Source organism: Sphaerisporangium sp. NPDC005288, from assembly GCF_040607475.1.
GTDB classification, from domain to species: Bacteria; Actinomycetota; Actinomycetes; order Streptosporangiales; family Streptosporangiaceae; genus Sphaerisporangium; species Sphaerisporangium rhizosphaerae.
Window position 1 is genome coordinate 25,701 of record NZ_JBEXGT010000007.1, and the last position, 24,901, is coordinate 50,601.

General features: G+C 71.2%; 20 protein-coding genes. 14 read left to right on the forward strand and 6 right to left on the reverse strand.

Annotated features, from left to right (window positions below; genetic code table 11):
- Positions 1 to 60: 60 nt before the first annotated feature.
- Complete coding sequence (locus tag ABZU32_RS09200; protein ID WP_354919362.1) at positions 61 to 1,320, reverse strand: CopD family protein; 1,260 nt, start codon at positions 1,318 to 1,320, stop codon at positions 61 to 63.
- Positions 1,317 to 1,973 (reverse strand): copper resistance protein CopC, encoded by a 657-nt coding sequence (locus ABZU32_RS09205; RefSeq protein ID WP_354919365.1) that lies wholly within the window; start codon positions 1,971 to 1,973, stop codon positions 1,317 to 1,319. Before ABZU32_RS09205 ends, ABZU32_RS09200 begins: the two co-directional genes overlap by 4 nt.
- 123 nt (positions 1,974 to 2,096) lie before the next feature.
- Here ABZU32_RS09205 and ABZU32_RS09210 point away from each other — a divergent pair, with 123 nt between their 5' ends.
- Together ABZU32_RS09210 and ABZU32_RS09215 are read left to right on the forward strand one after the other, a co-directional pair.
- Entirely contained in the window at positions 2,097 to 2,882 is a 786-nt protein-coding gene (locus ABZU32_RS09210) for a class I SAM-dependent methyltransferase (protein WP_354919367.1), read from the forward strand.
- A 94-nt stretch (positions 2,883 to 2,976) separates the two neighbouring features.
- Positions 2,977 to 4,266: an MFS transporter gene (locus ABZU32_RS09215; RefSeq protein ID WP_354919370.1), complete on the forward strand. Its 1,290-nt coding sequence runs from the start codon at positions 2,977 to 2,979 to the stop codon at positions 4,264 to 4,266.
- 4 nt (positions 4,267 to 4,270) lie between these two features.
- Here the strand turns inward: ABZU32_RS09215 and ABZU32_RS09220 are convergent, their stop codons facing one another.
- Both ABZU32_RS09220 and ABZU32_RS09225 read right to left on the reverse strand, forming a co-directional pair.
- Positions 4,271 to 5,200 carry a cupin domain-containing protein gene (locus tag ABZU32_RS09220; protein ID WP_354919373.1) on the reverse strand — a complete coding sequence of 310 codons (930 nt, stop codon included), beginning with the start codon at positions 5,198 to 5,200 and terminating at the stop codon, positions 4,271 to 4,273.
- 427 nt (positions 5,201 to 5,627) lie between these two features.
- Complete coding sequence (locus ABZU32_RS09225) at positions 5,628 to 6,641, reverse strand: LacI family DNA-binding transcriptional regulator (protein ID WP_354850789.1); 1,014 nt, start codon at positions 6,639 to 6,641, stop codon at positions 5,628 to 5,630.
- A 246-nt stretch (positions 6,642 to 6,887) separates the two neighbouring features.
- On the opposite strand from ABZU32_RS09225, the gene ABZU32_RS09230 reads away from it, so the two are divergent.
- The 7 genes from ABZU32_RS09230 (at position 6,888) to ABZU32_RS09260 (ending at position 18,420) form a co-directional block, all read left to right on the forward strand.
- On the forward strand, positions 6,888 to 8,183 hold the full coding sequence (locus ABZU32_RS09230; RefSeq protein ID WP_354850792.1) for an extracellular solute-binding protein: 1,296 nt from the start codon (positions 6,888 to 6,890) through the stop codon (positions 8,181 to 8,183).
- A 141-nt stretch (positions 8,184 to 8,324) separates the two neighbouring features.
- Positions 8,325 to 9,323, forward strand: a complete 999-nt coding sequence (locus ABZU32_RS09235) for a sugar ABC transporter permease (RefSeq protein WP_354850794.1) — start codon at positions 8,325 to 8,327, stop codon at positions 9,321 to 9,323.
- Entirely contained in the window at positions 9,320 to 10,177 is an 858-nt protein-coding gene (locus ABZU32_RS09240; protein ID WP_354919376.1) for a carbohydrate ABC transporter permease, read from the forward strand. Before ABZU32_RS09235 ends, ABZU32_RS09240 begins: the two co-directional genes overlap by 4 nt.
- Positions 10,178 to 10,237: 60 nt before the next feature.
- A complete protein-coding gene (locus ABZU32_RS09245) occupies positions 10,238 to 11,623 on the forward strand; it encodes a cellulase family glycosylhydrolase (protein WP_354919379.1) in 1,386 nt (461 codons plus the stop codon).
- 204 nt (positions 11,624 to 11,827) lie between these two features.
- Complete coding sequence (locus ABZU32_RS09250; protein WP_354919382.1) at positions 11,828 to 14,830, forward strand: endo-1,4-beta-xylanase; 3,003 nt, start codon at positions 11,828 to 11,830, stop codon at positions 14,828 to 14,830.
- 36 nt (positions 14,831 to 14,866) lie between these two features.
- Positions 14,867 to 16,405 (forward strand): glycoside hydrolase family 43 protein, encoded by a 1,539-nt coding sequence (locus ABZU32_RS09255; RefSeq protein ID WP_354919384.1) that lies wholly within the window; start codon positions 14,867 to 14,869, stop codon positions 16,403 to 16,405.
- 350 nt (positions 16,406 to 16,755) lie between these two features.
- Positions 16,756 to 18,420, forward strand: coding sequence for a ricin-type beta-trefoil lectin domain protein (locus ABZU32_RS09260; protein ID WP_354919387.1), 1,665 nt, complete (start codon positions 16,756 to 16,758; stop codon positions 18,418 to 18,420).
- A 102-nt stretch (positions 18,421 to 18,522) separates the two neighbouring features.
- On the opposite strand, the gene ABZU32_RS09265 is transcribed toward ABZU32_RS09260, so the two are convergent.
- Positions 18,523 to 19,329: a hypothetical protein gene (locus ABZU32_RS09265; protein WP_354919389.1), complete on the reverse strand. Its 807-nt coding sequence runs from the start codon at positions 19,327 to 19,329 to the stop codon at positions 18,523 to 18,525.
- A gap of 255 nt (positions 19,330 to 19,584) precedes the next feature.
- Between ABZU32_RS09265 and ABZU32_RS09270 the strand changes: the two genes are divergently transcribed.
- Both ABZU32_RS09270 and ABZU32_RS09275 read left to right on the forward strand, forming a co-directional pair.
- Positions 19,585 to 20,148: a TetR/AcrR family transcriptional regulator gene (locus tag ABZU32_RS09270; protein WP_354919391.1), complete on the forward strand. Its 564-nt coding sequence runs from the start codon at positions 19,585 to 19,587 to the stop codon at positions 20,146 to 20,148.
- Positions 20,149 to 20,198: 50 nt separating this feature from the next.
- Positions 20,199 to 20,645 (forward strand): SRPBCC family protein, encoded by a 447-nt coding sequence (locus ABZU32_RS09275; protein WP_354919394.1) that lies wholly within the window; start codon positions 20,199 to 20,201, stop codon positions 20,643 to 20,645.
- Between the two features lie 181 nt (positions 20,646 to 20,826).
- Here ABZU32_RS09275 and ABZU32_RS09280 read toward each other — a convergent pair whose 3' ends face one another.
- On the reverse strand, positions 20,827 to 21,804 hold the full coding sequence (locus tag ABZU32_RS09280) for a superoxide dismutase (RefSeq protein WP_354919397.1): 978 nt from the start codon (positions 21,802 to 21,804) through the stop codon (positions 20,827 to 20,829).
- Between the two features lie 374 nt (positions 21,805 to 22,178).
- Here ABZU32_RS09280 and ABZU32_RS09285 point away from each other — a divergent pair, with 374 nt between their 5' ends.
- From ABZU32_RS09285 to ABZU32_RS09295, 3 genes are all read left to right on the forward strand, one after another.
- Positions 22,179 to 22,532 carry a tetratricopeptide repeat protein gene (locus ABZU32_RS09285; protein ID WP_354850821.1) on the forward strand — a complete coding sequence of 118 codons (354 nt, stop codon included), beginning with the start codon at positions 22,179 to 22,181 and terminating at the stop codon, positions 22,530 to 22,532.
- Between the two features lie 419 nt (positions 22,533 to 22,951).
- Complete coding sequence (locus ABZU32_RS09290; RefSeq protein ID WP_354919400.1) at positions 22,952 to 23,665, forward strand: HAMP domain-containing sensor histidine kinase; 714 nt, start codon at positions 22,952 to 22,954, stop codon at positions 23,663 to 23,665.
- A 321-nt stretch (positions 23,666 to 23,986) separates the two neighbouring features.
- Positions 23,987 to 24,898, forward strand: a complete 912-nt coding sequence (locus ABZU32_RS09295; RefSeq protein WP_354850827.1) for an RNA polymerase sigma-70 factor — start codon at positions 23,987 to 23,989, stop codon at positions 24,896 to 24,898.
- The last annotated feature ends 3 nt before the right edge of the window (positions 24,899 to 24,901 follow it).

Sequence of the window (24,901 nt, forward strand, 5' to 3'; positions counted from 1 at the left end):
CGAGAGGCCGGGCCGGCGTCGTCCTGTGCCTTCGCGCCGAACGGGTGCCGCGGTCCCGCGTCAGGCTACGGGGGCGCGGGTGAGGGCGACGGCCACGCCGTAGGCGACGCCCATCACCGTTATCTCGAGCGCCGCCCAGGCGGCGAACGCCGTCGCCCGCCGCTGGGCGACGGCCGGCAGCAGGCGCCAGCGGATGTTGGCCCCCAGCAGGGCGACCGCGCCCACGCAGAGGACCTTGACGATCACCAGTTGGCCGTAGTGCGTGGTCAACAGCGACCCGGGCAGCCGCGTGGTAGGCGACAAGGCCAGCTCGACCAGCCCGTTGAACAGCCCGGACAGGGCCACCACGGCCAGGGCCACGGTGGCCAGCCGGGAGAACCTCGGCAGGGCCCGGGCCAGCAGGTCGCGGTGCCGGGCGAGCAGCACGGCCATCGCCACCAGGCCGCCCGTCCACATCGCGGCGGCGACGACGTGCAACTCCATCGAGACCATGCTCAGTTCGTGCCAGTACCAGTTGGACGCGTGCCCGCTGACCGGCAGGGGGAGCAGGCCGAACACCGCGACGACCACCCGGATCTCGGCGGGCACGTTCTCGCCGAAGCGCACGGCCAGCAGGCCGAAGAAGGTGAAGGCCAGGGCGCACGCGGCGCTCATCACCAGCCCCTGGCCCGAGCCGATGGCCTCGACGTAGGCCGCGGGGTCGGGCGCTCGGCCGGGGGAGAGCTCGGCCGCGCTGAGCACCATGGCGGCCAGCGCCGTGACGGTCCAGCCGAAGGCCGCGAGCACCGCCCAGGTGCGGGCCGTGGACAGGACGGGCTCGGTGCGTCCTGGGTCGTCGAAGCCGACCAGCTTGGGCAGCAGGCTGAGTCCGATGGCGGCCAGGGCGCACAGATTCATGGCCAGGCGGGTCACCGGCAGGCCGTACTCCACCAGCGGCCCCGGGATCGCGATGCCGGGAACGCTGTCAGGCGAGGTCCACCACGTCGCCACCACCACCGCCACCAGCGCCGCCCCGGCCAGCCTCCACACCGGCCCCCGTCGCGCTCCTCGCGACGCCGTCGCGACGCTCCGCCCGACGGTGTCCCTCTCCTCTCCGAGCCCGTCCTCCGCGCCCCGGCCCATGGCGTGCTCACCCTCGGGGGCCTCCTCCGCGACTTGGGCGATGGTCTGCTCGCCTGCGGGACCGGTCTCCGCGGGCCGAGCGGTGTCCTGTTCGCTTCTGGGACGGGCCGTCGCGCGGGGGTCGACGGGCGGGGGAGTCCGGTCGGTGCCGGAGTGCCGGGGGACGGTCGCGCTGGTGGTCTCGTCGGTGGGACTCACGCGTCGCCTCCGGGGGCCGGGCGGCTCTGGCGGGCGACGACGAGGATGCCGAGGCCCGACAGCAGCAGGGCGGCGACGAGCAGCCCCCATACCCAGCCGCCGCCGCTCGTCCCCGGTGCCGCCGCGCCGGCGATCGGCTGCGCGGCTGGGGGAGCCTGCCCCGCTACCCCGGACGGCGCCGGTGGCTCCCCCGCTCCGCCGGAGCCGGTCGCCGGTGTGGTCCCGCCGGGTTCGGCGGGGCCGGCGGAGGGCGTCGTGGACGGGGAGGCGGGAGCCGCGGACCCGGTGGCGGCGACGGTGAAGCCGATCTTGCCGGTGACCGGATGCCCGTCGTTGGAGACGATCTGGTATCCGATGACGTACGCGCCGGCCGCGCCCGCCGCGACCGACGCCGGCACCTCGGCCGTCACCTTGGCGTCCACGACCCGCACGGCCGCCTTGGCGACCCTGCCGTCGGGCCCGGTCAGCGCCACCTGGGCGAAGTCGGCCCGCACCGGCTGGTCGAAGGTCAGCGTCACCTGGGCGGGCAAGGAAGCGAGCCGGGCGCCGTCCTTGGGGTCGCTGCCCGTCAGCACGTTGTGCGCCAGGGCGGGCGCGACCGCCACCGCGAGCGCCGCGAAGGCCACCGCCAGGACCGTCAGCAGTCGTCTCACTCGGCGCTCCGGCCGTGACAGGACCTCAATTGACTTGACCTTTCCGTCGTTTCCACCGGACGCTGCCATGGTGCCACCTATGAGTCCCGGTGAGGCGGCCGAGGGCGTGGCTAGGATTGGCGGGTGGAGCCAAGGCTGCTGTACGACGGCGCGGCCGCGCATTACCGCCGCTACCGCAACGCATACGGCGACGAGGTCATCGCCTACATCGCGCGCGTGCTGGCCCTCGGCAAGCGCTCCAGGGTGCTCGATCTCGGCTGCGGTCCCGGCACGCTGGCCATCCCGCTGTCCCGCTTCGCCGGCACGGTCCTCGCCGTCGACCCGAGCGAGGACATGCTCGCCGAGGGTTCGCGCCGGGCGCCGTCCGGCATCCTCTGGATGCAGGGGGACTCCACCCGTCTCGCGGGGCTGCCGCTCGGCCGTGTCGACCACGTCGTCATGGGCCGCTCGTTCCACTGGATGCGGCGCGCGCGGGTGCTGTCCGACCTGGACGCCATGCTCCCGCCGGACGGGGCCGTCGTGCTCGTGGGGCCGACCCGCGATCCGGTGGAGCCGCCGTGGGAGCCGGTGGTGCAGGCGGTGCGCAACCGGTTCGGCCTCGAATGGCGGGTGAACGACGAGTCCTTCCGGCAGTCGGGGCGCCATCACAGGGAGGTGGTGGCCGAGTCGGCGTTCCGCGAGATCTCCACGGCGCGGTTCGACCGCGTGGTGCGGCGCGACACCGAGCAGGTGGTGGGGTTGCAGCTGTCGTTCTCCTACTCCACGCCGGCCCGGCTCGGCGACCGCACCCTCGACTTCGTCGAGGCCCTGGGCGCGGCCCTGGCGGCCGCCAACCCCGGCGGCGTCTGGGAGGAGCGCTTCACCACCGAGGTCCTCACCGCCCGCCGCCCCCCGACCACCGGGTCCTGACGCCGCCGTCGGTTCGGGGGAGAAGTGGGTCTTTATCGGAGGGGGGTGCGGCGACTACCATCCGGGCACGCCTCGTCACTCAGGAGCCGCGCCGGTGAGCACCCTTCCCCCCGTCACCCCGCCGTACGACCCGCCTCTCGCCTTGGCCGAGCCGGTCAGGAGGGTCGGCCCGCGCTGGGTCGCCTTCATCTCGCTGGCCAACCTGGTCCTGTGGATGGCGTACTTCGGCCCGCTCCAGGTGCTGCTGCCACGGCAGATCGCGCTGGTGACGGACCTGGGAGGCAAAGAGGGCGCCCTGGCTTGGGTGACCGGCGCCGGCGCCGCAGTGGCGATGGTGTTCAACCCGGTGGCCGGGGCGTTGTCCGACCGCACCGCCGGGCGTTTCGGCAGACGCCACCCGTGGACGCTGCTCGGTGCGGTGGCCGGTGGGCTCGGCCTGGCCTTTCTCGCCTTCCAGGGCTCGTTCGCGGGCGTGCTCATCGGCTGGTGCCTCGCGCAGGCCGGGCTGAACGCCATGCAGGCCGCGCTGACGGCCGGCGTCCCCGACCACGTGCCGGTGGGCCAGCGCGGCGAGGTGTCGGGGTGGATCGGCGTGCCGCAGACGCTCGGGGTGGTGCTGGCGGTCGTGCTGGTGACGATGGTCGCGACGACCACGGGGGCCGGATACCTGCTGATCGCCGCCCTGGTGCCGCTGGGCGTGCTGCCGTTCGTCCTGACCACGCGGGACGCGCCGCTGCCGGCGCGGCTGCGGCCGCCGTTCAGCCTGAGGGGGTTCGTGGGCGGCCTGTGGGTGAGCCCGCGCGCGCACCCCGACTTCGCCTGGGCCTGGCTGACCCGCTTCCTGATGCAGCTCGGCAACGCCGTCGCGCTGTTGTACCTGCTGTACTTCCTCACCGACGCGGTCGGCTACGAGCGGCTGTTCCCCGGGAGCAGGGCCGAGGACGGCCTGCTGGTCCTCATCCTGATCTACACCGCGGCGGTGGTGGTCACCGCCGTGGCCGGCGGGGTGGTCTCCGACCGGATGGGACGGCGCAAGATGCTCGTCACGGTCTCGGGCGCGATCAGCGCGGCGCCTTTCGTGATCATGGCGTTCTGGCCGCTGTGGCCGATGGTCGTGGCGGCCGCCGTGATCATGGGCGTCGGCTTCGGCATCTATCTCGCGGTGGACAACGCCCTGGTCACCCAGGTGCTGCCCGCGGCGACCGGCCGGGCCAAGGACCTGGGCCTGATCAACATCGCCAACTCGGGCCCCCAGGTGCTGGGGCCGGTGATCGCCGGCCCGATCGTGTCGGGCCTGGGCGGCTATCCGGTGCTCTACCTCACCGCGGCCGCGCTGACGCTGCTCGGCGCCGGGCTGGTGTGGAAGATCCGCGCTGTTCCCTGATCGCTCATTCGCCCAGCCGGTAGGTCTCAAGGCGCCCGCACATGCCGAGACGCGGCTCGGCGGCCGCGGACATGACGCGCGCCTGCCTGAGGTGCGCGGTGTCGCCGTCGCGAAGCGCCCGCAGGTGGGCGCCGGTGGCCTCGGCCGCCCGCAGGGCCCCCGACCGCCACCGCTCCTCGAAGGAGCCGAGCTTGCCCGACACGATGCGCGCGGCCTGCCGGTGGAAGGCGGCGAGCCCCTCCTGGCCGCGCTCGCGCAGTGCGAGGAACCCCTCGATGGCGACGTCCCTGCGCCGCCGCGCGTCGGCCTCGTCCGTGACCGCCGCTATCTCGGCGTACGCCGCCGGGTCGTCGAGCACGTCGGGCGGGAAGGTGAACACGGCGTCGCCCGCCTCGGGCAGGCCGCTGTTCTGCATGACGACCACGATGCGCAGGCGGGCGTCGTCGTTGACCAGCCGGTGGATGGTGCCCGGTGTGAACCACACGACCGCGCCGGGCGCGAGCGGGGTCTCGTCGTACCCCTCCCACGTCAGCGTCTGGACCGAGCCGGCGCCCTCCACGACGACGTACGCCTCCGAGCACAGCAGGTGCATGTGCGGTGAGCCGCCGCAGGCGCCGTCGGCCGAGGGCCAGTCGTAGACGCGCAGACCCGAGACGCCGACGCCGCCGGGAAAGCCCATGACGGGGCCCATGACGGGGCCAACGGCAGAGGGCGTGACGGTGGGCATGGTGGAGGGCATGGTGGAGGGCACCTCGAGCGCCCTTGAGATGCCCTCCACGTCTTGGGCGGCCGGCTCGCGGACCATGCCGGCCGAGGACTCCGCGTACGCCGGGGACCCTTCGGGCGTCGGGGACTCGGAGGATTCGCGCGGCTCCGGAGCCTCGCCGGCTCCGGGACCTTCCGGGTGCCCGCCCGGGCGTCGGTGCGCGCTCATCGGGCGGCGTCCCCGGAGAGACGGGCCCGCCGGCGCTCCTCGGACGCGCCCGTGGCGACCCCGTCCGGGAGCGGCGCTGGAAGATCACGGCGGCGCAGGTGCCGCTCTCCGCCGCCGTGATCCGATCGTGTCCCGCCGGCGACGGGCGTCGCGGCCGGCGTCCCGCGGGGAACTCTGGCGCCGGGGACGGTGGCGGCGGGCGCGATCGCGCTGCGTGCGCGCGCGCAGGCGGTGGCCTGGCCGGACGCGCCGTCCGTCCGAGACGTGGCGGCCCGCGCTCGTCTGCGCACCCGACCCTCCGAAACATTTCATAAGTTTTATGACAGTTTTCGTGGCAGCAACCTAAAACGGCCGGGCGATAAACGTCAAGGCCGTCCACCCGTGGGGTGGACGGCTGAAAGTTTCACGGACGGGACGCGACGGGCCGTTAGAGCTGCGGCCGGGCGGTGCTGTCGCGGATGAGCAGGTCGGTGGCCAGTTCGACCCGCCGGGTCTCCAGCGAGTCGCCGCGCGAGATCTCCAGGGCCATGCGGGTGGCCAGCGCGGCCATCTCCTCCAGCGGCTGGCGCACGGTGGTCAGCGGCGGCCACGCCGAGCGGGCCAGGGGCAGGTCGTCGAACCCCACGACGCTCAGGTCGTCGGGCACGCGGAGCCCGGCCCGGCGCACGGCCTCGAACACGCCGAACGCCTGCATGTCGCTGCCGGCGAAGACCGCGGTGGGCCGGTCGGGCAGTTCCAGGAACGCCTTGCCGTGGATGTGGCCCGAGTCGACCAGGAAGTCGCCGTAGCGGATCAGCTCGGGGTCGACGGCCACCCCGGCGGTCTCCAGGGCGGCGCGGTAGCCGTCGATGCGCGCCCGGCTGCACAGCATCTCGGCCGGCCCGCCGATCATCCCGATGCGGCGGTGGCCCAGCTCCAGCAGATGGCGGGTCGCCGCCAGGCCGCCGTGCCAATTGGTCGCGCCGACCGAGGCGACGTCGGGAGCGGGCTCGCCCTCGGGGTCGACGATGACGAAGGGGATGGACCGCGCGAGGAGCTGGCCGTGCTGGCGGCGGGTCAGCTTCGAGGCGACCAGGACGACGCCGTCGGTGCGGCGGGCGGCGATGCGGTCGAGCCAGTCGCGGCCCGGCCCGGAATGGGTGTGCAGCACGGAGACCACCACGGCCGCGTCGGCCTCGCGGGCCGCCGTCTCGGCGCCGCGGATGATCTCCATGGCCCACGGGCTCTCTATCTCGGCGAAGACCAGGTCGATGAGGCCGACCGGGCCGTCCCCCTGGCCGGTGCGGCGCCGGTAACCGTGTTCGTGGAGCAGGCGCTCGACCCGGCGGCGCGTCTCGGGCGCCACCTCGGGGCGGCCGTTGACGACCTTGGACACCGTCGGGACCGAGACTCCGGCCTCCTCGGCGATCAGAGCGATGGTGACCCGCCTCTTCGCTGACATGCGACGGAGTGTATCCGAAAGCTTTCGGAATTTCCCGGCCGGGGCCACTGTTCCGTGCGGCCCTCGGGACGCCATGCTGTCCTCGGCATCGCGAACCCGTTCCTGTGTGGCTATTGACGTGTTACGTGCGGTTTACGTACTCTCCGGGTCACGAAATATTCGGGGGTGCCAAAGAAACTTTCAAAGTTCTCGGGGCGGAGTACGGAGCTCTCGCAGCGGGTGCGTTATGAGGAAGGAACCACGAGGATGTCGTTGAGTCGGCGAAGTGTGGTCTTACTGGCCGCGACGGCGGCGCTGCTGGCGGGAGGCTGCGGCGGGCAGACGAACACGGGCGGCGCGGCGACGGGGACCGCGTCGGCGGGCAAGGTCACCGTCGAGTGGTGGAACATCTCCACCACCGAACCCATGAAAAGCTTCTACGCGCAGAAGGTCAAGGAGTACCAGACCGCACACCCGAACGTCACGATCAAGAACGTCCCCATCGAGAACGAGGCGTTCAAGGCCAAGCTCGCCACGGTGACGCAGTCGGGGAAGACCCCCGACGTGTACACCACCTGGGGTGGTGGCGTGCTGAAGCAGCAGATCGACGCCGGGCTGGTGAAGGACCTCTCCTCCGAGGCCGCCACCTGGATCGCCGACTTCACTCCGGCCTCCCTGGCGGCCTACCAGTTCGACCAGAAGACCTACGCCATCCCGCAGGACATCGGCATGGTCGGCTTCTGGTACAACAAGGACCTGTTCAAGAAGGCCGGCATCGCCGCGGCGCCCGCCACCTGGACCGAGTTCATCGACGCCGTCAAGAAGCTCAAGGCGGCGGGCGTCACCCCCATCGCCCTCGCCGGCAAGGAGAAGTGGCCCGGTCACTACTACTGGGCCTACCTCGCCATGCGCATCGCGGGCCTGGACGCGCTCAAGCAGGCCGCGGTCGACCACGACTTCAACAAGCCCGACTTCGTCGCGGCCGGCCAGAAGCTCAAGGAGCTGGCCGACCTGCAGCCCTTCCAGAAGGGCTTCCTCGGCGCCGCCTACTCCACGCCCGACGGCCAGGCCGCCCTCATGGGCAACGGCAAGACCGCCATGGAGCTGATGGGCCAGTGGGCGCCGACCGTCGAGAAGGACGCGAGCAAGAAGGACCTGGGCGACAAGCTCGGCTTCTTCACCTTCCCGTCCGTCGACGGCGGTAAGGGCTCGGCCACCGACGCCTTCGGCGGCGGCGGCGGGTACGCGGTCGGCGTGAACGCCCCGCCCGCGGCCGTCGACTTCCTGAAGTTCCTCTCCAGCAAGGACGTCCACGCCGCGGCGGTGGAGACCGGAGGCATCCAGCCCGTGCTCAAGGGCGAGGAGAGCGTCGTGAAGGACCCGAACCTCGCCGTCGTCGCCAAGACGCTGGCCGGCGCCTCCGGGTTCCAGCTCTACCTCGACCAGGCCTACCCGCCGGCCGTCGGCCAGGAGGTCAACGACAGCGTGGCCGCGCTTATCGCCGGCTCCAAGACCCCCGAGCAGGTCACCCAGGCCGTCACCGAGACCGCCAAGTCCGAATAGCCGGAAGGCGGACGGGGGACCACGCGCGCCGGGACGGGCGCGCGTGGTCCCCCATCCGCGGCCCGCCCCCCATCGACCACCGAGCGGCACCGCGCCGCTCTTCCCCAGGGCTGCGCCCGGGGCTCCACGCTGAGGAAGACGATGACACGACCCGCGCTGACCGACAGGCCCGCGGCCGCGGCCGACCTGCCGCGCCGGGCCGGGCCAGGCTCCGCGCCCTCCGCACGCCGTCGCCGGTTCAGGGGTCTGGCGACGATCACGCTGTTCCTGCTGCCGGCGCTCGTGTTGTTCGGGCTGCTGGTGCTGGCGCCGATCGTGCTGGCCGCCTACACCAGCCTGTACAAGTGGAACGGGCTCGGCGGACTGCCGCAGAACTGGATCGGGCTGGACAACTTCACCCGGATGTTCGCCGACGACGTCTTCCTCGGCGACCTCCGCCGCGGCGCCGTGCTGATCATCCTGTCCCTGGTGATCCAGCTCCCGCTCGCCCTGGCGATCGCCATGCTGCTCAACCAGAAGATGCGCGGCCGGGCGTTCTACCGGCTGCTGTTCTTCGCCCCGTACGTGCTCTCCGAAGTGATCACCGGTGTGCTGTTCAACATGATCCTGTCGCCGGAGTCGGGCCTGGCCAACCAGATCCTCGGCGCCATCGGCCTTTCGAGCCTGGAGTCGAGCTGGCTGGCCGAGCCGGACACGGTCATGATGTCGCTGTTCCTGGTCATGGTCTGGAAGTACTTCGGCTTCCACATGATCCTCTACTTGGCCGGCCGCCAGTCCATCCCCAAGGAGCTCGGCGAGGCGGCCTCGATCGACGGCGCCGGCCCCTGGAAGCAGTTCCGGTACGTCACCTTGCCGCTGCTCGGGCCGACGATCCGTATCAGCGTGTTCCTGTCCATCATCGGGGCGATCCAGCTCTTCGACCTGGTGTGGGTGCTCACCGCCGGCGGGCCCATCCACTCCTCCGAGACCATGGCCGTCACGATGTTCCAGTTCGGCTTCAAGCGCTCCCAGATCGGCTACGGCAGCGCCATCAGCGTCGTGATGTTCCTGATCAGCCTGGTGTTCGCGCTCGGCTATCAGCGGTTCGTCATGCGCCGCGACACACAGGGAGCGATCACCACCATGGGAGACCAGCGATGACCGCGCACGTCAGGGAGCGGACGGGGCCCCGCCTCGGCATGCTCCGCTCCATCTCGCTGCACACGGTCGTGATCATCCTCGGCGCGTTCGTCGTGGTACCGCTGCTGTTCGCCGTGATCGGCGGGTTCAAGGACACCGGCCAGCTCTCGACCAACCCCTTCGGCCTGCCCTCGCCCTGGGTCCCCGAGAACTACACCGACGTGCTCTTCTCCGGCTCGTTCTGGCGCCAGCTCGTCAACAGCATCTTCGTCGCGGTGGCCACGACGCTCATCGTCGTCGGGCTGTCGGCCATGGCGGCGTACGTGTTCGCCCGGTTCGCCTTCCGCGGCAGGGAGTTCCTGTACACGCTGTTCGCGATGGGGCTGATGTTCCCGTTCGCCGTGGCCATCCTGCCGCTGTTCGTCCTGCTGCGGACCCTGGGGCTGCTGGACAACCCCTTCGGCGTGATCCTGCCGCAGGCCGCCTTCGGGCTGCCCATGACGATCATCATCCTGCGCGCCTTCTTCCGCACCATCCCCCGGGAGGTGGAGGAGGCCGCGACGATCGACGGCTGCACTTCGTTCGGCTTCTTCTGGCGCATCCTGCTGCCGATGGCCCGGCCGGCCCTGGCCACCGTGTCGGTGCTGGCGGTCGTGGCGAGCTGGAACAACTTCTTCCTGCCGCTGGTGATCTTCAACGACCCCAACTGGTGGACCATCCCGCTCGGCGTGCAGCAGTTCACCGGGCAGTACTCCGCCGACACCGCCCGGATCCTCGCCTACATCGTCCTGGCGATGGTGCCCGCCCTCGCGTTCTACGCCGTGGCGGAGCGCCAGCTCATCGGCGGACTCACCGCGGGAGCGACGAAGGGGTGACCGACCCGAACGACATACCGAGCTTCCACGGCCGATAAGGCCATCTCCGAAGGAGCGCTGATGACCCTGCGTGTGTCCGGACCCCAGTTAGTCGCCGCCGACGGTACCCCGGTGCGGCTGCGCGGAGTGGGTCTCGGGGGCTGGATGAACATGGAGAACTTCATCACCGGCTACCCGGCCAACGAGTCGACCATGCGCGACGCCGTGCGCGACGTGCTGGGGGAGGAGCGGGCGGCGCTGTTCTTCGACCGGTTGCTCACCTCCTTCTTCGGCCCCGACGACGCCGCCCTGCTCGCCGCCATGGGAGCCAACTGCGTCCGGATCCCGGTGAACTACCGTCACTTCGAGTCCGACGACCGGCCGATGGAGATCATCGAGGACGGCTTCCGCCACCTCGACCGCGTGATCGGGCTGCTGGCCGAGCGGCGCATCTACAGCGTCATCGACCTGCACGCCCTGCCCGGCGCGCAGAACCAGCACTGGCACTCCGACAACCCCACCCACGTCGCGTCGTTCTGGCGGCACCGGCACTTCCAGGACCGCGCGGTCCACCTGTGGGAGGTGATCGCCGACCGCTACAAGGACAACCCGTGGGTCGCCGGGTACAACCCGATCAACGAGCCCGGCGACGTCGGCGGCCGGGTCATCGGGCCGTTCTACGACCGCCTGGTCAAGGCGCTGCGCGCCGTGGACCCCGCCCACGTGCTGTTCCTGGACGGCAACACCTACTCCACCGACTTCTCGATCTTCCGTGAGGTGTACGAGAACACGGTGTTCGTCTGCCACGACTACGCGCTCGCCGGGTTCGCCCACGGCGGCCCGTACCCGGGGTACACGCGCGGCGAGTGGGTGGACCGCGGCGAGCTGGAACGGGCCTTCGAGAAGCGCACCACCTTCCAGCGGCAGACCGGCACCCCGCTGTGGGTCGGCGAGTTCGGCCCGGTCTACACCGGCGACCCCGCGATCGACGCGCAGCGCTACCAGATCCTGGCCGACCAGCTGGAGATCTTCGACGGCTACCAGGCCGGCTGGTCGCTGTGGACCTACAAGGACGTCGGGTTGCAGGGCCTGGTGCACGCCGACCCCGAGGGGCCCTACCTGCGGCGCTTCGGCGACTTCGTGGCCAAGAAGAAGCGGCTGGGCGCCGACCGCTGGGGTTCCACGATGGAGGAGTCCTCCGACGTGCTCGCCCCGCTGCACCGGCTGGTCGAGGAGGAGTTCCCGCACTGGGAGCCCTACCCGTGGGGCGCCCGCTACCAGACCGACGACCTGCTCCGGCACATCCTGGTCGCCCAGGCGCTGGTGCCGGAGTACGCCTCGCTGTTCGGCGGGCTGGACGACAGCGAGCTGCTCGCCCTGGCCGACTCCTTCGCCCTGGCCGGCTGCGCGCGGCGCGACCGGCTCATCGAGCTGCTCACCGCCAACCTCACCTCGGGCGCCGCCTGACCGCGGGACCCGCCACGACCCGAAGTGCTCCTGCGACCGGTTCCCCGCGCTCCTCCGGCACCTGACCTCGGGGGAGGCGCCAGAAGCAGGACCGCCCGTATATCCGGCGCATGATCGCCGGGGCCGACGCCGGCCCCGGCGATCACTGTTGACCGGCCCGCTCCATCCATGGCCCTACTCGGCCTGACCCTGAGGAGACCAGTCATGCGCTTCCCGCGCTCGTGGGCGGCGGCCGCCTTGTTATGCCTTCCGCTGTCCCTGTCGCCGTGCATCACGGCCGGGACGGCACAGGCCGCGGCGCCGGTGACGATAGCGAGCTACGACTTCGAGGACGGCACCGCCCAGGGCTGGTCGCCGCGCGGCTCGGGGGTGTCGGTCGCGGCCGTCCAGGACGCCGCCCACTCGGGCTCGGCGTCGCTGCTGACCACCGGCCGCACCGACACCTGGAACGGCGCCTCCGTCACCCCGCCCCTGGAGAAGGGGGTCACCTACTCGGTCACCGCCCATGCGCGGCTGACCGCGGGGACGTCCGCGAACACCATCGCCCTGACCGTGCAGCGCACGCCCGACGGCGGCACCACCACCTACGAGCGGGTCGGCGCGGGCACCGTCACCGACGCGGCCTGGGTGGAGATCAGCGGCACCTACTCCTTCACCACCGACTCGCCCGACCTGCTGCTGTACGCCGAGAGCTCCGACGCCACCGCCTCGTTCTACCTCGACGACGTCACCATCACCGCCGACACCGACCCCGGACGGTCCGGCGTGACCACCGACTTCGAGACCGGCACCGCCCAGGGCTGGTCGCCGCGCGCCTCGGCCACGCTGGCCGTCGCCACCGACCAGGCCCACGGCGGGACCGCCGCCCTCCTCGCCACCGCCAGGAGCGCCTCCTGGGACGGCCCGGCGCGGAGCGTCCTGGGCAAGATGACCAAGGGGTCGAAGTACACGCTGTCGGTGTGGGTGCGGCTCGGACCTGACACGACCGCCGGCGACCTCGGGCTGTCGGTCGAACGCCGGCTGAACGGGACGGCGAGCTACGACCAGGTCGCCGCGCCCACCGCGATCGCCGCGGGCGGATGGACGCAGCTGAAAGGTTCATACACCCTGGCCTACGACGTGGACTTCCTCAGCGTCTACGTCGAGTCGTCCAGCGGAACCTTCCCGTTCTACATCGACGACTTCACACTGACGTACGTGCCCGCCAAGCCCATCCAGACCGACATCCCGGCGGTCAAGGACACGCTGCCGTTCCAGGTCGGCGCCGCCATCTCCCGCGCCCAGACCCTCGGCGGCCATGAGGAGCTGCTGACCCGGCACTTCGACAGCGTCACCCCGGGCAACGCGCTGAAGTGGGACGCCACCGAGCCCCGCGAGGGCGAGTTCACCTTCGCCGACGGCGACTACCTGGTCGACTACGCCGCGGCGCACGGCCTGCGGTTCCGCGGGCACACCCTCGCCTGGCACAGCCAGACCCCCGACTGGGTGTTCAAGGACGGCGACCGGCCCCTCACCGCCGCCCCCGCCGACAAGGCCCTGCTGCTCAAGCGGCTGGAGAACCACATCAGGGCCGTGATGGGCCGCTACAAGGGCAGGATCCAGACCTGGGACGTCGTCAACGAGGTCGTGGACGAGAACCAGCCCGACGGCATGCGCCGCAGCCCGTGGTTCCAGGTCACCGGCTACGACTTCATCCGCACGGCCTTCCGCGTCGCCCGCGAGGCCGACCCGGCGGCCAAGCTGGTGCTCAACGACTACAACACCGAGCTGCCGCGCAAGCGCCAGGCCGTCTTCAACCTGGTCAAGAAGCTCAGGGCCGAAGGCGTGCCGATCGACGCCGTCGGCCACCAGCTGCACGTCAACATCGAGCAGCCCGCCGCCGCCGAGATCGAGAAGACCATCGAGCTGTTCGCCGGGCTCGGCGTGGACCAGCAGGTCACCGAGCTGGACGTGAGCGTCTACACCGACTTCGTCTCCACCTACACCACCGTCCCGCCGGAGGTCCTGGCGCTCCAGGGGTACCGCTACAAGGAGATCTTCGACGTCTTCCGCCGCCAGGCCGCCCGTCTGTCCTCGGTGACGCTCTGGGGCCTGGCCGACGACGGCACCTGGCTGTCCACCTTCCCGATCACCCGGCTCAACGCGCCGCTGCCGTTCGACGACGAACTGCAGGCCAAGCCGGCGTACTGGGGCATCGTCGACCCTGCCCAGTTGCCGCCGCTGACCCGCCGCCTGGACGCGCCGCAGGCGAGCGTGAAGATCGACGCCGAGCGCGAGCAGCAGTGGAACCTGCTGCCCGACACGCCGATCGCCCGGGTGGGCGACCTGGCCGCCCGCTTCCAGGCCCGCTGGTCGGCCGCCGGCCTGGCCGTGCTCGCCGAGGTGGACGACCGCACCTGCGACAAGGCCGACACGCTCACCCTGCGGCTCGGCGGCGCCGCCCGCGTGGTCGCGCGGGACGGCCGCGCCTCCTGGTACCGCACCGCCGCCCTCACGGGCGGATACCGCGCCGAGGCGCTGCTCCCCGCCTCCGCCGCGCTCGGCGGGAAGCTGCCGTTCGAGCTGGTCGCCCACGACGCCAAGGGCGGCAAGGACGTCTCCTGGAAGGGCGAGCTGACGCTGACCGCGCCGGTCAAGCCGACCACCGCCGCCAAGGGCACCCCGGTCGTCGACGGCGTCGCCGACGCCGCCTGGTCCAGGGCCCCCGAGGTCACCACCGCCACCTGGATCCAGGGCGGCTCCGGCGCGACCGCCAAGGTGCGGGCCCTGTGGGACGCCGGGCACCTGTACGTGCTCGCCCGCGTCACCGACCCCGCGCTCAGCGAGGAGTCGCAGAACGCGTGGGAGCAGGACTCCGTCGAGATCTTCGTCGACCCGAACAACGGCAAGAGCAAGGGATACGACGATGACGACGGGCAGTACCGCGTCTCCTTCTCCGGCCGGCAGACCATCGGGGGCACCTTCGACGCCGCGGGCGTGAAGAACAACCTGGTGAGCGCGGCCAAGGTCGTGCCCGGCGGGTACGTCGTCGAGGCGTCGATCGCGCTGCCGACCATCACCCCCGCGAAGGGGGACCTGCTGGGGTTCGACGTCCAGGTCAACGACGCGACGGGGGCCGCCCGCACCGGCGCCGTCACGTGGAACGACTCCTCCGGCCGGTCCTATCTGAGCACGGCGGGATGGGGAGTGCTCGAACTGGGCAAGTAGCCCGGATCGTACAGATCGCAACGAGAAAGGCCGTCCGTGGTGCGCTTCAGCAACCCGATCCTGCCGGGGTTCCATCCGGACCCCTCGATCTGCCGGGTGGACGAGGACTACTACCTGGTGACATCGAGCTTCGAGTGGTTCCCCGGGGTGCCGATCTTCCACAGCAAGGATCTGGTGCACTGGCGGCAGCTCGGTCACGTGCTCGACCGGGCGTCGCAGCTGCCCCTGGACGGCGTACGGCCCAGCGGAGGCATCTACGCACCCACGCTGCGCCACCACGACGGCCTCTTCTACATGATCACCACGCTGGTCGACGGGCTGATGGAGTCGGGCAACTTCATCGTCACCGCCGCCGACCCCGCCGGGCCGTGGAGCGAGCCCTACTGGCTGCCCGAGACCGAGGGCTTCGACCCGTCGCTGTTCTTCGACGACGACGGCCGGGCGTGGGTGCACGGCGCGCGCCCCGCCCGGCAGCGGCGCCACGAGGGCCACACCGAGGTCTGGCTCCGCGAGCTGGACCTCGACGGCATGAAGCTCGTCGGCGAGGAGCACATCCTGTGGGACGGCGCCGTCAAGGGCGCCGTCTGGGCCGAGGGGCCGCACCTCTACAAGATCGGCGGGGCCTACTACCTGCTGGTGTCCGAAGGCGGCACCGAGCACGACCACGCCATCAGCGTCGCCCGCGCCGGCAAGGTCACCGGCCCCTACACCGGCAGCACCCGCAACCCGATCCTGACCCACCGCAACCTCGGCCGCGACCACCCGATCGTGGGCACCGGCCACGGTGACCTCGTGCAGACTCCCGGCGGCGACTGGTGGATGGTGCTGCTGGCCATGCGCCCGTACGGCGGCTACCACTACAACCTCGGCAGGGAGACCTTCCTGACCCCGGTGCGCTGGGAGGACGGCTGGCCGGTCGCCGGCCTCGTCGAGCCCGCCGGGGACGCCCCCTCCGTCCCGCCCTGCCGCTGGCCCGCCCCGCCGGCCTGCGACAACTTCGACACCCCGCGGCTGATGCCCCAGTGGAACCACCTGCGCACGCCCCGCGAGCCGTACTGGACCCTCACCGAGCGCCCCGGCTTCCTGCGGCTGCGCGGCCGCCCCGAGTCGATCACCGAGCGCACCAACCCCAGCCTCATCGCCCGGCGGCAGGAGCACGCGCACTTCGCCGCGCACACCGCCATGGAGTTCGTCCCGGAGAACCGCGAGCGGGCCGGGCTGGCCCTGGTGCAGAACGACGACTTCCACATCCTGCTCGTCATGACGGCCTCCGGCCTGACGGTGATCCGCAGGCAGGACGGCGTGGACCACACCATGGTCCAGGCCGACGTGCCCCCGGGCCGGCTGTGGCTCGGCGTTGAGGCCCACGGGCAGGAGTACCAGATGCTGTACGGCACCCGGCCGGGCGAGTGGCGCCGGCTCGGCGAGCCGGTCGACGGGCGTGTGCTCAGCAGCAGCATGGCGGGCGGCTTCATCGGCGCCTACATCGGCATGTACCTCAGCGGCGAGAACCACCCCACCGGCAACGTCGCCGACTTCGACTGGTTCGAGTACCTCCCCCTCCCGGAGCACTGAGTCACTCCGGCCGCCGGCGGGGCATCGGCCGGCGGCCGCGGCGGGATCGTGGTCGCGCGTCTCTCGTTCGCGGCGCCCGGTGGACCGCGGCGGTCCCGCGCACACCGTGGGGTCCGGGCTGCAACTTTCAGGCGGGATGCGGCGTCGGCGCAGCTCGCGTGATCACGGCTCGTCCCATGCTTGACAGAGATCCAGTGCCGAAGCACTCTCCACTGGACCACCTACGCCCTTGCGTCCGTGACCCACCCGGCGATCGATTGTTAGCGCTAACAACCGAAAGCCGCCGGTCCGGACGGCGCTCGTCCAGCCTGCCGGACCGAACCGGCCGCCCGCACCCCCGAGGAGCCTCTTTGCACAGCAAACGGATACGCGCCATTCTCGCCCCGGTCGCCGCCGCGGCCCTGGTCCTGGCGTCGGGTGCCGCGGCCGTGACCGCCGCCGCGCCGGCGCAGGCCCTGGAGAACGGTGTGGCGCGTACGCCGCCGATGGGCTGGAACAGTTGGAACACCTTCGGGTGCAACATCAGCGAGTCGCTGATCAAGCAGATGGCCGACGCGATCGTGAATTCGGGGTTGCGTGATCTGGGTTACCAGTACGTGGTGGTGGACGACTGCTGGATGAACTCCACCCGTGACTCCGCCGGGAACCTGCAGCCCAACTCCTCGCGGTTCCCCAGCGGGATGAAGGCGCTGGGGGACTACCTGCACGGCAAGGGGCTGAAGTTCGGCATCTACCAGGCTCCGCTGGACAAGACCTGCGCGCAGTACTTCAACAGCTACCCCGGCGCCACCGGCGCCCAGGGGCACGAGGTCCAAGACGCCAGGCAGTTCGCCGCCTGGGGGGTGGACTACCTGAAGTACGACTGGTGCTCGCCGAGCGGCACCATCGACGACCAGGTGCGCACGTTCGCCAAGATGCGCGACGCGCTGGCGTCCTCCGGGCGGCAGATCCTCTACAGCATCAACTCCAACAGCGTGCACGACAAGACCGGGCCACGACGCAACTGGGGCGATGTCGCCAACATCTGGCGGACCACCGAGGACATCACCAACAAGTGGGACACCGGTCAGACCAACGGCTACCCGATGGGCATCCAGAACATCGTCAACGTCACCGTCCCGCTCGCCTCCTACGCCAAGCCGGGGGCGTTCAACGACCCGGACATGATGGAGATCGGCCGCGGCGGCATGACCGACACCGAGATGCGCAGCCATTTCGCCCTCTGGGCGATGATGGCCTCCCCGCTGATCATGGGCAACGATGTGCGCAACATGGACTCCGCCACCCAGACGATTCTGAAGAACGCGAACCTGATCGCGATCAACCAGGACACCCTCGGCCTGCAGGCGACCCAGATCAGCAATGACGGCACCCGCCGCGTACTGGCCAAAAAGCTCAGCAACGGCGACGTCGCGGTCGCCCTGTTCAACCAGAGCGGCAGCACCACCACCATCTCCACCACCGCCTCCGCGATCGGCAAGTCGGGCAGCTCGTTCACCTTGACCGACGCCTGGACCAACGCCACCACCAGCAGCACCGGCTCCATCTCGGCCGGCGTCCCGGCGCACGGCACCGTGGTGTACCGCGTCAGCGGCGGCGGCACCGTCACCCCGTCCCCGACGCCGTCGAGCACGCCGTCGAGCACGCTGGTCAGCGCGGCGTCCGGTCGTTGCCTGGACGTGCCCAACAGCAGCACCACCAACGGCACCCAGCCGGTCATCTGGGACTGCAATGGCCAGGCGAACCAGCGCTGGACGTTCAGCGGGCAGAGCATCCAGGCTCTCGGCAAGTGCCTGGACGCGCCGTCCGGAGCCACGGCCGGTACGAAGGTGCAGATCTGGGACTGCAACGGCGGAACCAACCAGCAGTGGAACCTCACCGCCGAGGGCACGATCCGCAGCGTGCAGTTCAGCAACCTGTGCCTGGACGTCTACAACAACAACACCGCCAACGGCACCACGGTGATCCTGTGGACCTGTGGCTCCGCTGCGAACCAGCGATGGAGCCGGGTGTAGGCGAGCCGCGGCCACCGGCCACGGAGTTCCGAGAGACAGGCCGTCGCGCGGCGGGCAGGGTCGACGTCCTGCCCGCCGCGCCGGCGGGTCAGGCGGCCACGGTCAACGCGCGCTGGTCTCCCAGACCTGGTTGAGCTGACCGCTCAGTGGCGTGTAGTCGATTCTGACGGCGACGGGGCGCTTCGCGGACCTCAGGGCCTTGGTGAAGTCCGCCGTCGAGCAGTACTTGTGGCCGAGGCCGTTCTTCTGGGCGTTATGGCGGTCGGCCGCCCAGGCGGCGCCGCACGAGCGGGTGGTGCGGCTGAACGACAGCCCCGTATACCCGAGCTTGGTCGACTTCCCGCCCCTGGTGAACATGACCGTCGTGTCGTTCACCCGCTTGATCGTGCCGTAGGCGGTCTTCGGCGAGCCGGGCATGGCGAGGACCTCGTAGACGCGCGTGGTGGCGCCCAGCGAGATCCTGACCGGCGTGGGCCCGAGGCCGAGCGCGAACGTGAGATCGGCCGGCTTGCAGCGGGTGGTGCCCAGCCCCTTGGCGTCGACCTTGACGACGCCCTCGGTCTCCTTCAGACCGCACGCCGAGGTGACCCTGCGGACGTCGGCACGCGCGTAGGCGACGCGCTTCTCCTTGGCGCCCGCGATGGGAGCGAAGGTGTAGCGAGGAGGACCGCCCTTCGGGTGGAGGGTGGCCTTGAGCGGCCTGACGCGCAGGACGCCCTTCCCGTCCGCCCACGCGAACCCGTAGATGACCCTCGCCCCGGAGGCGGCGAAACCCCCGGACGTCGCGGAACCCCCGGACGACGGGGACGTCACGGTCATCGCGACCGGTGCGGCCGCCTGAGCCGAGCCGGTGAGCGGAGCGGCGACGCAGAACGCGACGAGCGCGGTGACGGCGAGCGGGCGCAACATGAAGATGATCTCCTGGGGTGGATCGGGCCAGATGTACGGCCCGACCTTATGTTCCCTGATCGCCCATCCAAAAGGGACAAATACCCATAAACAAAGAACCGACCGGTCGCCGAGCCAGGACGACTCCCCGCTCGTCGGCCCCCCCAACGTTCAGACCGGTCCGGCGTCTGAACGACCGGCGACGGTGATCGCCCGTCCGCGGTGGTCAATCGCGTGCCCTGCGGCCGCTACATTACAGTCGTAATGGAGGTGGGCATGCGAGAACGGTGGATGCCTGATGCGCGCCGCACCGCGGTCGCCGACGCGGTGGGAAGGCTTCTGATGCGCGGCCACGGCACGTTCCCCGGCATGCGGGAGATCGCCGCCGAGGCCGGGGTGACGACCGGGACCCTGCAACACCACTTCAGCACCAAGGAGGAGATGCTCCTGTTCGCGCTGGAACACCACTGCCGGCGCTGCGCCGACCGGCTCCGGGCCCAGTCAGGAGAAGACGCGCGATCCCCGCGTCAGGTGCTGTCCGCGATCGTCAGGGCGTTGCTTCCACTGGATGAGGAGCGCGCCGCCGAGACGAGCGTGGCCAAGGCGTTCATGTCGCACGCCACGACCCACCCGGGTTTCGCCGAGCACTACCGCGCGCAGCGGGAGATCCTGCTCGATCTGCTCAGGGAACAGTTCGAGCGCGCGGACGTCCCGCGTCCCGCGGTCGCCGCCACGATCCTGTCGCAGGCGATCGACGGGATGCGTACGGACTGCCTGCTCCTCGGCCCGGACGCCGTCCAGATCGACGCCGTCCTCGACCAGCTCCTTCCGCGCGCGTGACACCAACGCCACGCCGTCTTCGCATTCACCTTCGTTCACCGGGATGCCGCATGAGAAGCGTCGAGTTCAGCACCACGACGATCCTGTCCGCTGCCGTCGAGGAGGTCTTCGAGCACCTGGCCGACCCGGACAACCACGTTGGCCTGTCCCCGCTGGTCGTCGAGGTCCGCGACGTCCGCCGCGGGCAGGACGCGGTGCACTTCACGGCGGTCGAGCGGTTCACCTTGGGGCCGTTGCGACATGACAACGTCATCGAGGTCACGCTGCACCTGGGGGAGGGCGCCATAACCGGCGACGTGGTCAGCCCCGGCGGCGTCCGGGTGGCCTACGGCTACCGCATCGACCCGGTGCCCGGTGGAACCCGGGTGGTCGACCACTACCGGCTGTCGGCGCCCTTCGGGCTGCTGCGGTTCGCGACGAGCCAGGCGAAGAAGGTGCAGGTGGCACGCGGCAGGGAACTGGCACGCCGTTTCGCGGCGAAGCGCTCCCAAGCGTGACAACGCGGGAGGCGAGCAGGCCGCGGCCGTGCGCTCCGCACGCCGACACCGTGAGCGGGCCTGACCCGAAGGCCTCCGCTGGAAGCGGGCACCCGTCAAGCGGCTTGCGCGCGAACTCCGGTTCCAGGCGTACGGGTCGCCGGGTGGTGCGCCTGGAACCGGACACCGGTGGTGCGGGGGGTCAGGTGCGGGCGACGGCCACGACGTTGTACGGGGTGGTGGGGGTGGGGGGTGTGGTGAAGCGGCCGTTGGGGAGGTAGAGGCGGTCGCCGAAGGCCGCGATCGTGGTGGGGATGTCGAAGCGGTCGTCCACCAGCCTGCGCACCACCTTCCCTGAGGTGGCGCCCCGGTCCAGAAGCAGGGACGTCACGGTGTTCAGGCTGTTCTGCACGACGTGCAGGACGCGGCCGTCCAGCAGCAGGCCGTCGCCGTCGATCAGGGACTCGCCGCCGAGGTCGATCGTGGTGGCGACGCCCGTCGAGGGGACGACGCGGAACAGCTTGCCGGTGCCCGACTGGACGATGATCAGGCCCGTGCCGTCGGGGGTGGGGGCGATGCCGTTGACGTTGAACCCGGCCGTGTAGACGATGTCGCCGGTCAGGGGCACCCGCACCACCTCGGTCGGCAGCGCTCCGCCGCGCCCGAACGGCAGTTTGTACAGCACCGGGTTGACCGAGTCGGTGAAGTACGCCGCGTCAGGGGTGAGCACGACGTCATTCACGAACGAGGCCTCGGTGGCCAGGCGGTAGCTCGCGAGCACCGCGCCGCTGCGGGTGTCGATCACGCGGGCGTCGCCGCCGGTGCCGCCGGCGACGAACAGCCGGCCGCGCGGGTCGATCTTCAGGCCGAGCGAGGGGGTGCCGGGTCCGGGGCTGATGACGCGGCCCTGGCCCGTGCGCAGGTCCGCCCGGTAGATCTCGCCGGTCGCGCGGGAGCCGAAGTACGCGACAGGGCCCGGGCCGATGGCGATGCCCTCGGGCGGGAAGCCGTCAGGGAGGGGGAAGTCGCTCGGATAGGCCTGGTGAGCCGGCCCGCCCGCGGGGGTGAAGGTTCCGGAGACGGAGGTCGGGGACGTTCCGGGGCTCGCTCCTGTCTCGGCCGTCGCGGCGGCCGGCGCTCCGACGAGCAGACCCAGGAACCCGGCTAAGAGAACTGCCACCTTCATCAGACAACATCCCATCTGTCGACAGTGCGGCGAGTGTGGTGATCGTATCCGATGCCCACTCGGCTGATCCGTTCTGTAGGGAGGAGTGGGCGACTGCGGTCGCCTACGGCTCCGAGTGGGTGACGGCGATCACCCGAGGCACGCTCCTCACACGTCGGTGACCATGAGGCATGGGGTGAACACGCCGATCGCACGTTCCCCGCGCATCGCTCTCGGCCTGCTCGAACTCGTGTGTCCGCCTTGATCCGCAGATCGCTCGGCGGAAGGGGCGGGCGCTGGTCGCGTCCTGCGGAAGAGAGAGGGGGGTGGGGGTGTTGTGGGGGGTCGGGTGTCCGGCGAGGCGCCGGGGGCCGCGAGGGGAGAGGTCGATGAGCTACGAGGAGTACCAGCGCGGGTGCCTGTTCTTCGAGGCCAGGGACTATGCCGAGGCGGCGCGCATCCTGGCGCCGGTGGTGGCCGCCGAGCCGGGCAACCGGGCGGCCGTCGAGCTGCTGGGCAGGGCCTACTTCCACAGCGCCCAGCTCGGCCGCGCCGAGCAGAGCTTCCGTCGCCTGCTGGAGCTCGACCCGGCCAACGGCTGGGCGCATGAGGTGCTGGCCCGCACCCTGGAGCGCCGCAGCCGCCACGACGAGGCCGACCGCTACCGCAAGCTGGCCCGCGCGATGGGCGCGGAGGAGGTCGAGGGCACCGACGTGTCGGTGTACGCCGCGAACCTCGCCTAGCGAGTGCGCCCCGGCCCCGAACGTGCACGGGTCCGGCGCCGTAGACGGCGCCGCCCTCGCCGTACCACGACTCGCCGACCCGGCGCCGATCACCTCCAGCACATGCCTGGGTGAAGAGCCGCGCCGGGTGAAGGTGGGTGGTGATCGCACCGGTGCGTCGTTGTTCTTCAGGTCGGGTGCCGTAGGCGTCCGGTCCGTGGCGGGGTGGAGGATCGTGCCGGTTGATGGGGCGCTGGCTTTGGGAAGGGGCGGGGCTGTCACGAATGTGGGGGGTGTTCGGTCTCAGTGGGTGACCGGCCGATGATGCGCCGACCCGAGCGGGGACTCGACTGCGGACGGAAGGGTGGAGGCCGTGGTCTGCGGGCCGTACCGCCCGCTCAGGCCGTTGGCATCGTCGGGATCTCTGGGGGGAGTGCATGATGACCTTGACATGTGTGGATCCGGCCGTCGAGCGGGACCTCGTCCGGCAGCGCCGGTTCGCCGCCGACGCCGCCCATGAGCTCCGCACGCCCCTCGCCGGGCTGCGGGTCAAGCTCGAGGAGGCCGGGCTTCACCCCGAGCAGACCGACCTGCCCGCGCTCATGGAGGCGGCGCTCGGCGACGTCGACCGGCTCCAGGCGATCGTCCGCGACCTGCTGCTGCTCACGCGGGTGACGGCGGAGGCGCCCTCCCCCCATCAGCCCGTCGACCTTGCCGCGGCGGTTCGCGACCAGGTCGTCCCGAGGCAGGGCGGCCCGGACGTCCGGTTGCGCACCGTCGCCGCGGTGACCGTGGACGTGGTTCCCGCCCACCTCGGCAGGCTGCTCGCCAACCTGCTCGACAACGCGCGCAAGCACGCCCGGCGGTGGATCCAGGTCCAGATCCGCCCGCACGACGCCATCGCCGAGCTCACCGTCACCGACGACGGACCGGGCATCCCCGCCCATGAGCGTGAACGGGTGTTCGAGCTCTTCGCCCGTCTCGACGCCGCCCGGTGCCGCGACGCCGGTGGCACCGGTCTCGGCCTGGCCATCGCTCGCGACATCGCGAGGGCGCACGAGGGCACCCTGCATGTGGAGGACGGTCCCGGCGGCGGCGCCCGCTTCGTACTCCGGCTCCCGCTGGCCGCCCGCCCGGCCCTGGGAACCTGCTGACCCGCCGTGACGGAGATGACCGTCCGTCCCGTCCGCTCGGCGTCCGATCCCAGAGGCCCGCTGATCTGCCGTGATGGTGTGCGTCCTGTCTGCTTGGTGGTCGGCGCCGGAGGGGTGTTGGTCTGTTGGGCGGTGGTGGCTGTCCGTCCGGTGCTCGGTGGTCGGCCGAGGGGCCTTCCTGGCTCTCTGTGGGGTGGGTCGGCATGCACGGGTGTCGTCGAGGGGGGCGGCGTTCGCGTGGCTCCGGTGGAGGTGGCGGTGGCGGCCCTTTATAGGGTGCTTTGTGGAGGGGAGACGGGAAGCGGGGAGGCGAGCACGATCATGCAGTCCGGAGATCCGCGGGCGGCCGGTGAGCTCGACCAGGCCGTTTCGGTCTTCGCCGGACTGCGTCCCCGGCTGTTCGGCATCGCCTACCGGGTGCTCGGCAGCACCACGGAGGCCGAGGACGTCGTGCAGGAGATCTGGGTACGGTGGCAGACCACCGACCGCGACGTCGTGGCCGACCCCGCGGCGTTCCTGGCCACGGCGACCACCCGCCTGGCCATCAACGTCGCCATGTCCGCTCGCAAGCGGCGCGAGGTCTACGTCGGCCCGTGGCTGCCCGAACCGGTGGACACCGGCTCCGGCCCCGAGACCGGAGCCGAGCAGGGCGCCGAGCTGGAACTGGCCGTCCTGTTCCTCCTGGAGCGGCTCTCGCCCACGGAACGGGCGGCGTACGTCCTGCGGGAGTCCTTCGACTACCCCTATGGCGACATCGCGGGCATCCTCGGGCTCAGCGAGGCGAACACCCGGCAGTTGGTGAGCCGGGCGCGCAAGCACCTCGCCGCCGAGCGCCGCAAGCCGGTCAGCTCGACCGCGCACCGGCGGCTGCTGAAGGCGTTCCTCGCGGCGGCTCGGAAGGGCGACCTCGCCGCCCTGGAGGAGCTCCTGGCCGCGGACGTCGTCAGCTACTCCGACAGCGGGAAGGCCATGCGGAACGTCGCCCGGGTGCCCGTGGCCGGCCGCACGCGGGTCGCGAGGTTCATGGTCGCGTTCGCGCCGAGGTTCTGGCCGGGCACGGAGATCACGTGGATCGAGGCGAACGGGCGCCCCGCGGTGCTGATCTCGCAGGGCGAGAACGTCACCGCTTTCCTGACCATCAGCGCCTCCTCGGAGGGCATCGACCGGCTCCTGTGGGTGATGAATCCGGACAAGCTTGCGGTCATCGCGCCGGCGGGAGTGGGGTCGGGCTAGGCG

Excerpts from the sequence above, each read along its gene's own strand:
- ABZU32_RS09220 (WP_354919373.1), bottom strand. The coding sequence starts at position 5,200 with ATGAGCGCGCACCGACGCCCGGGCGGGCACCCGGAAGGTCCCGGAGCC.
- ABZU32_RS09225 (WP_354850789.1), bottom strand. The coding sequence starts at position 6,641 with ATGTCAGCGAAGAGGCGGGTCACCATCGCTCTGATCGCCGAGGAGGCC.
- ABZU32_RS09230 (WP_354850792.1), top strand. The coding sequence starts at position 6,888 with ATGTCGTTGAGTCGGCGAAGTGTGGTCTTACTGGCCGCGACGGCGGCG.
- ABZU32_RS09235 (WP_354850794.1), top strand. The coding sequence starts at position 8,325 with ATGACACGACCCGCGCTGACCGACAGGCCCGCGGCCGCGGCCGACCTG.
- ABZU32_RS09240 (WP_354919376.1), top strand. The coding sequence starts at position 9,320 with ATGACCGCGCACGTCAGGGAGCGGACGGGGCCCCGCCTCGGCATGCTC.
- ABZU32_RS09245 (WP_354919379.1), top strand. The coding sequence starts at position 10,238 with ATGACCCTGCGTGTGTCCGGACCCCAGTTAGTCGCCGCCGACGGTACC.
- ABZU32_RS09250 (WP_354919382.1), top strand. The coding sequence starts at position 11,828 with ATGCGCTTCCCGCGCTCGTGGGCGGCGGCCGCCTTGTTATGCCTTCCG.
- ABZU32_RS09265 (WP_354919389.1), bottom strand. The coding sequence starts at position 19,329 with ATGTTGCGCCCGCTCGCCGTCACCGCGCTCGTCGCGTTCTGCGTCGCC.
- ABZU32_RS09270 (WP_354919391.1), top strand. The coding sequence starts at position 19,585 with ATGCGAGAACGGTGGATGCCTGATGCGCGCCGCACCGCGGTCGCCGAC.
- ABZU32_RS09275 (WP_354919394.1), top strand. The coding sequence starts at position 20,199 with ATGAGAAGCGTCGAGTTCAGCACCACGACGATCCTGTCCGCTGCCGTC.
- ABZU32_RS09285 (WP_354850821.1), top strand. The coding sequence starts at position 22,179 with ATGAGCTACGAGGAGTACCAGCGCGGGTGCCTGTTCTTCGAGGCCAGG.
- ABZU32_RS09290 (WP_354919400.1), top strand. The coding sequence starts at position 22,952 with ATGACCTTGACATGTGTGGATCCGGCCGTCGAGCGGGACCTCGTCCGG.
- ABZU32_RS09295 (WP_354850827.1), top strand. The coding sequence starts at position 23,987 with ATGCAGTCCGGAGATCCGCGGGCGGCCGGTGAGCTCGACCAGGCCGTT.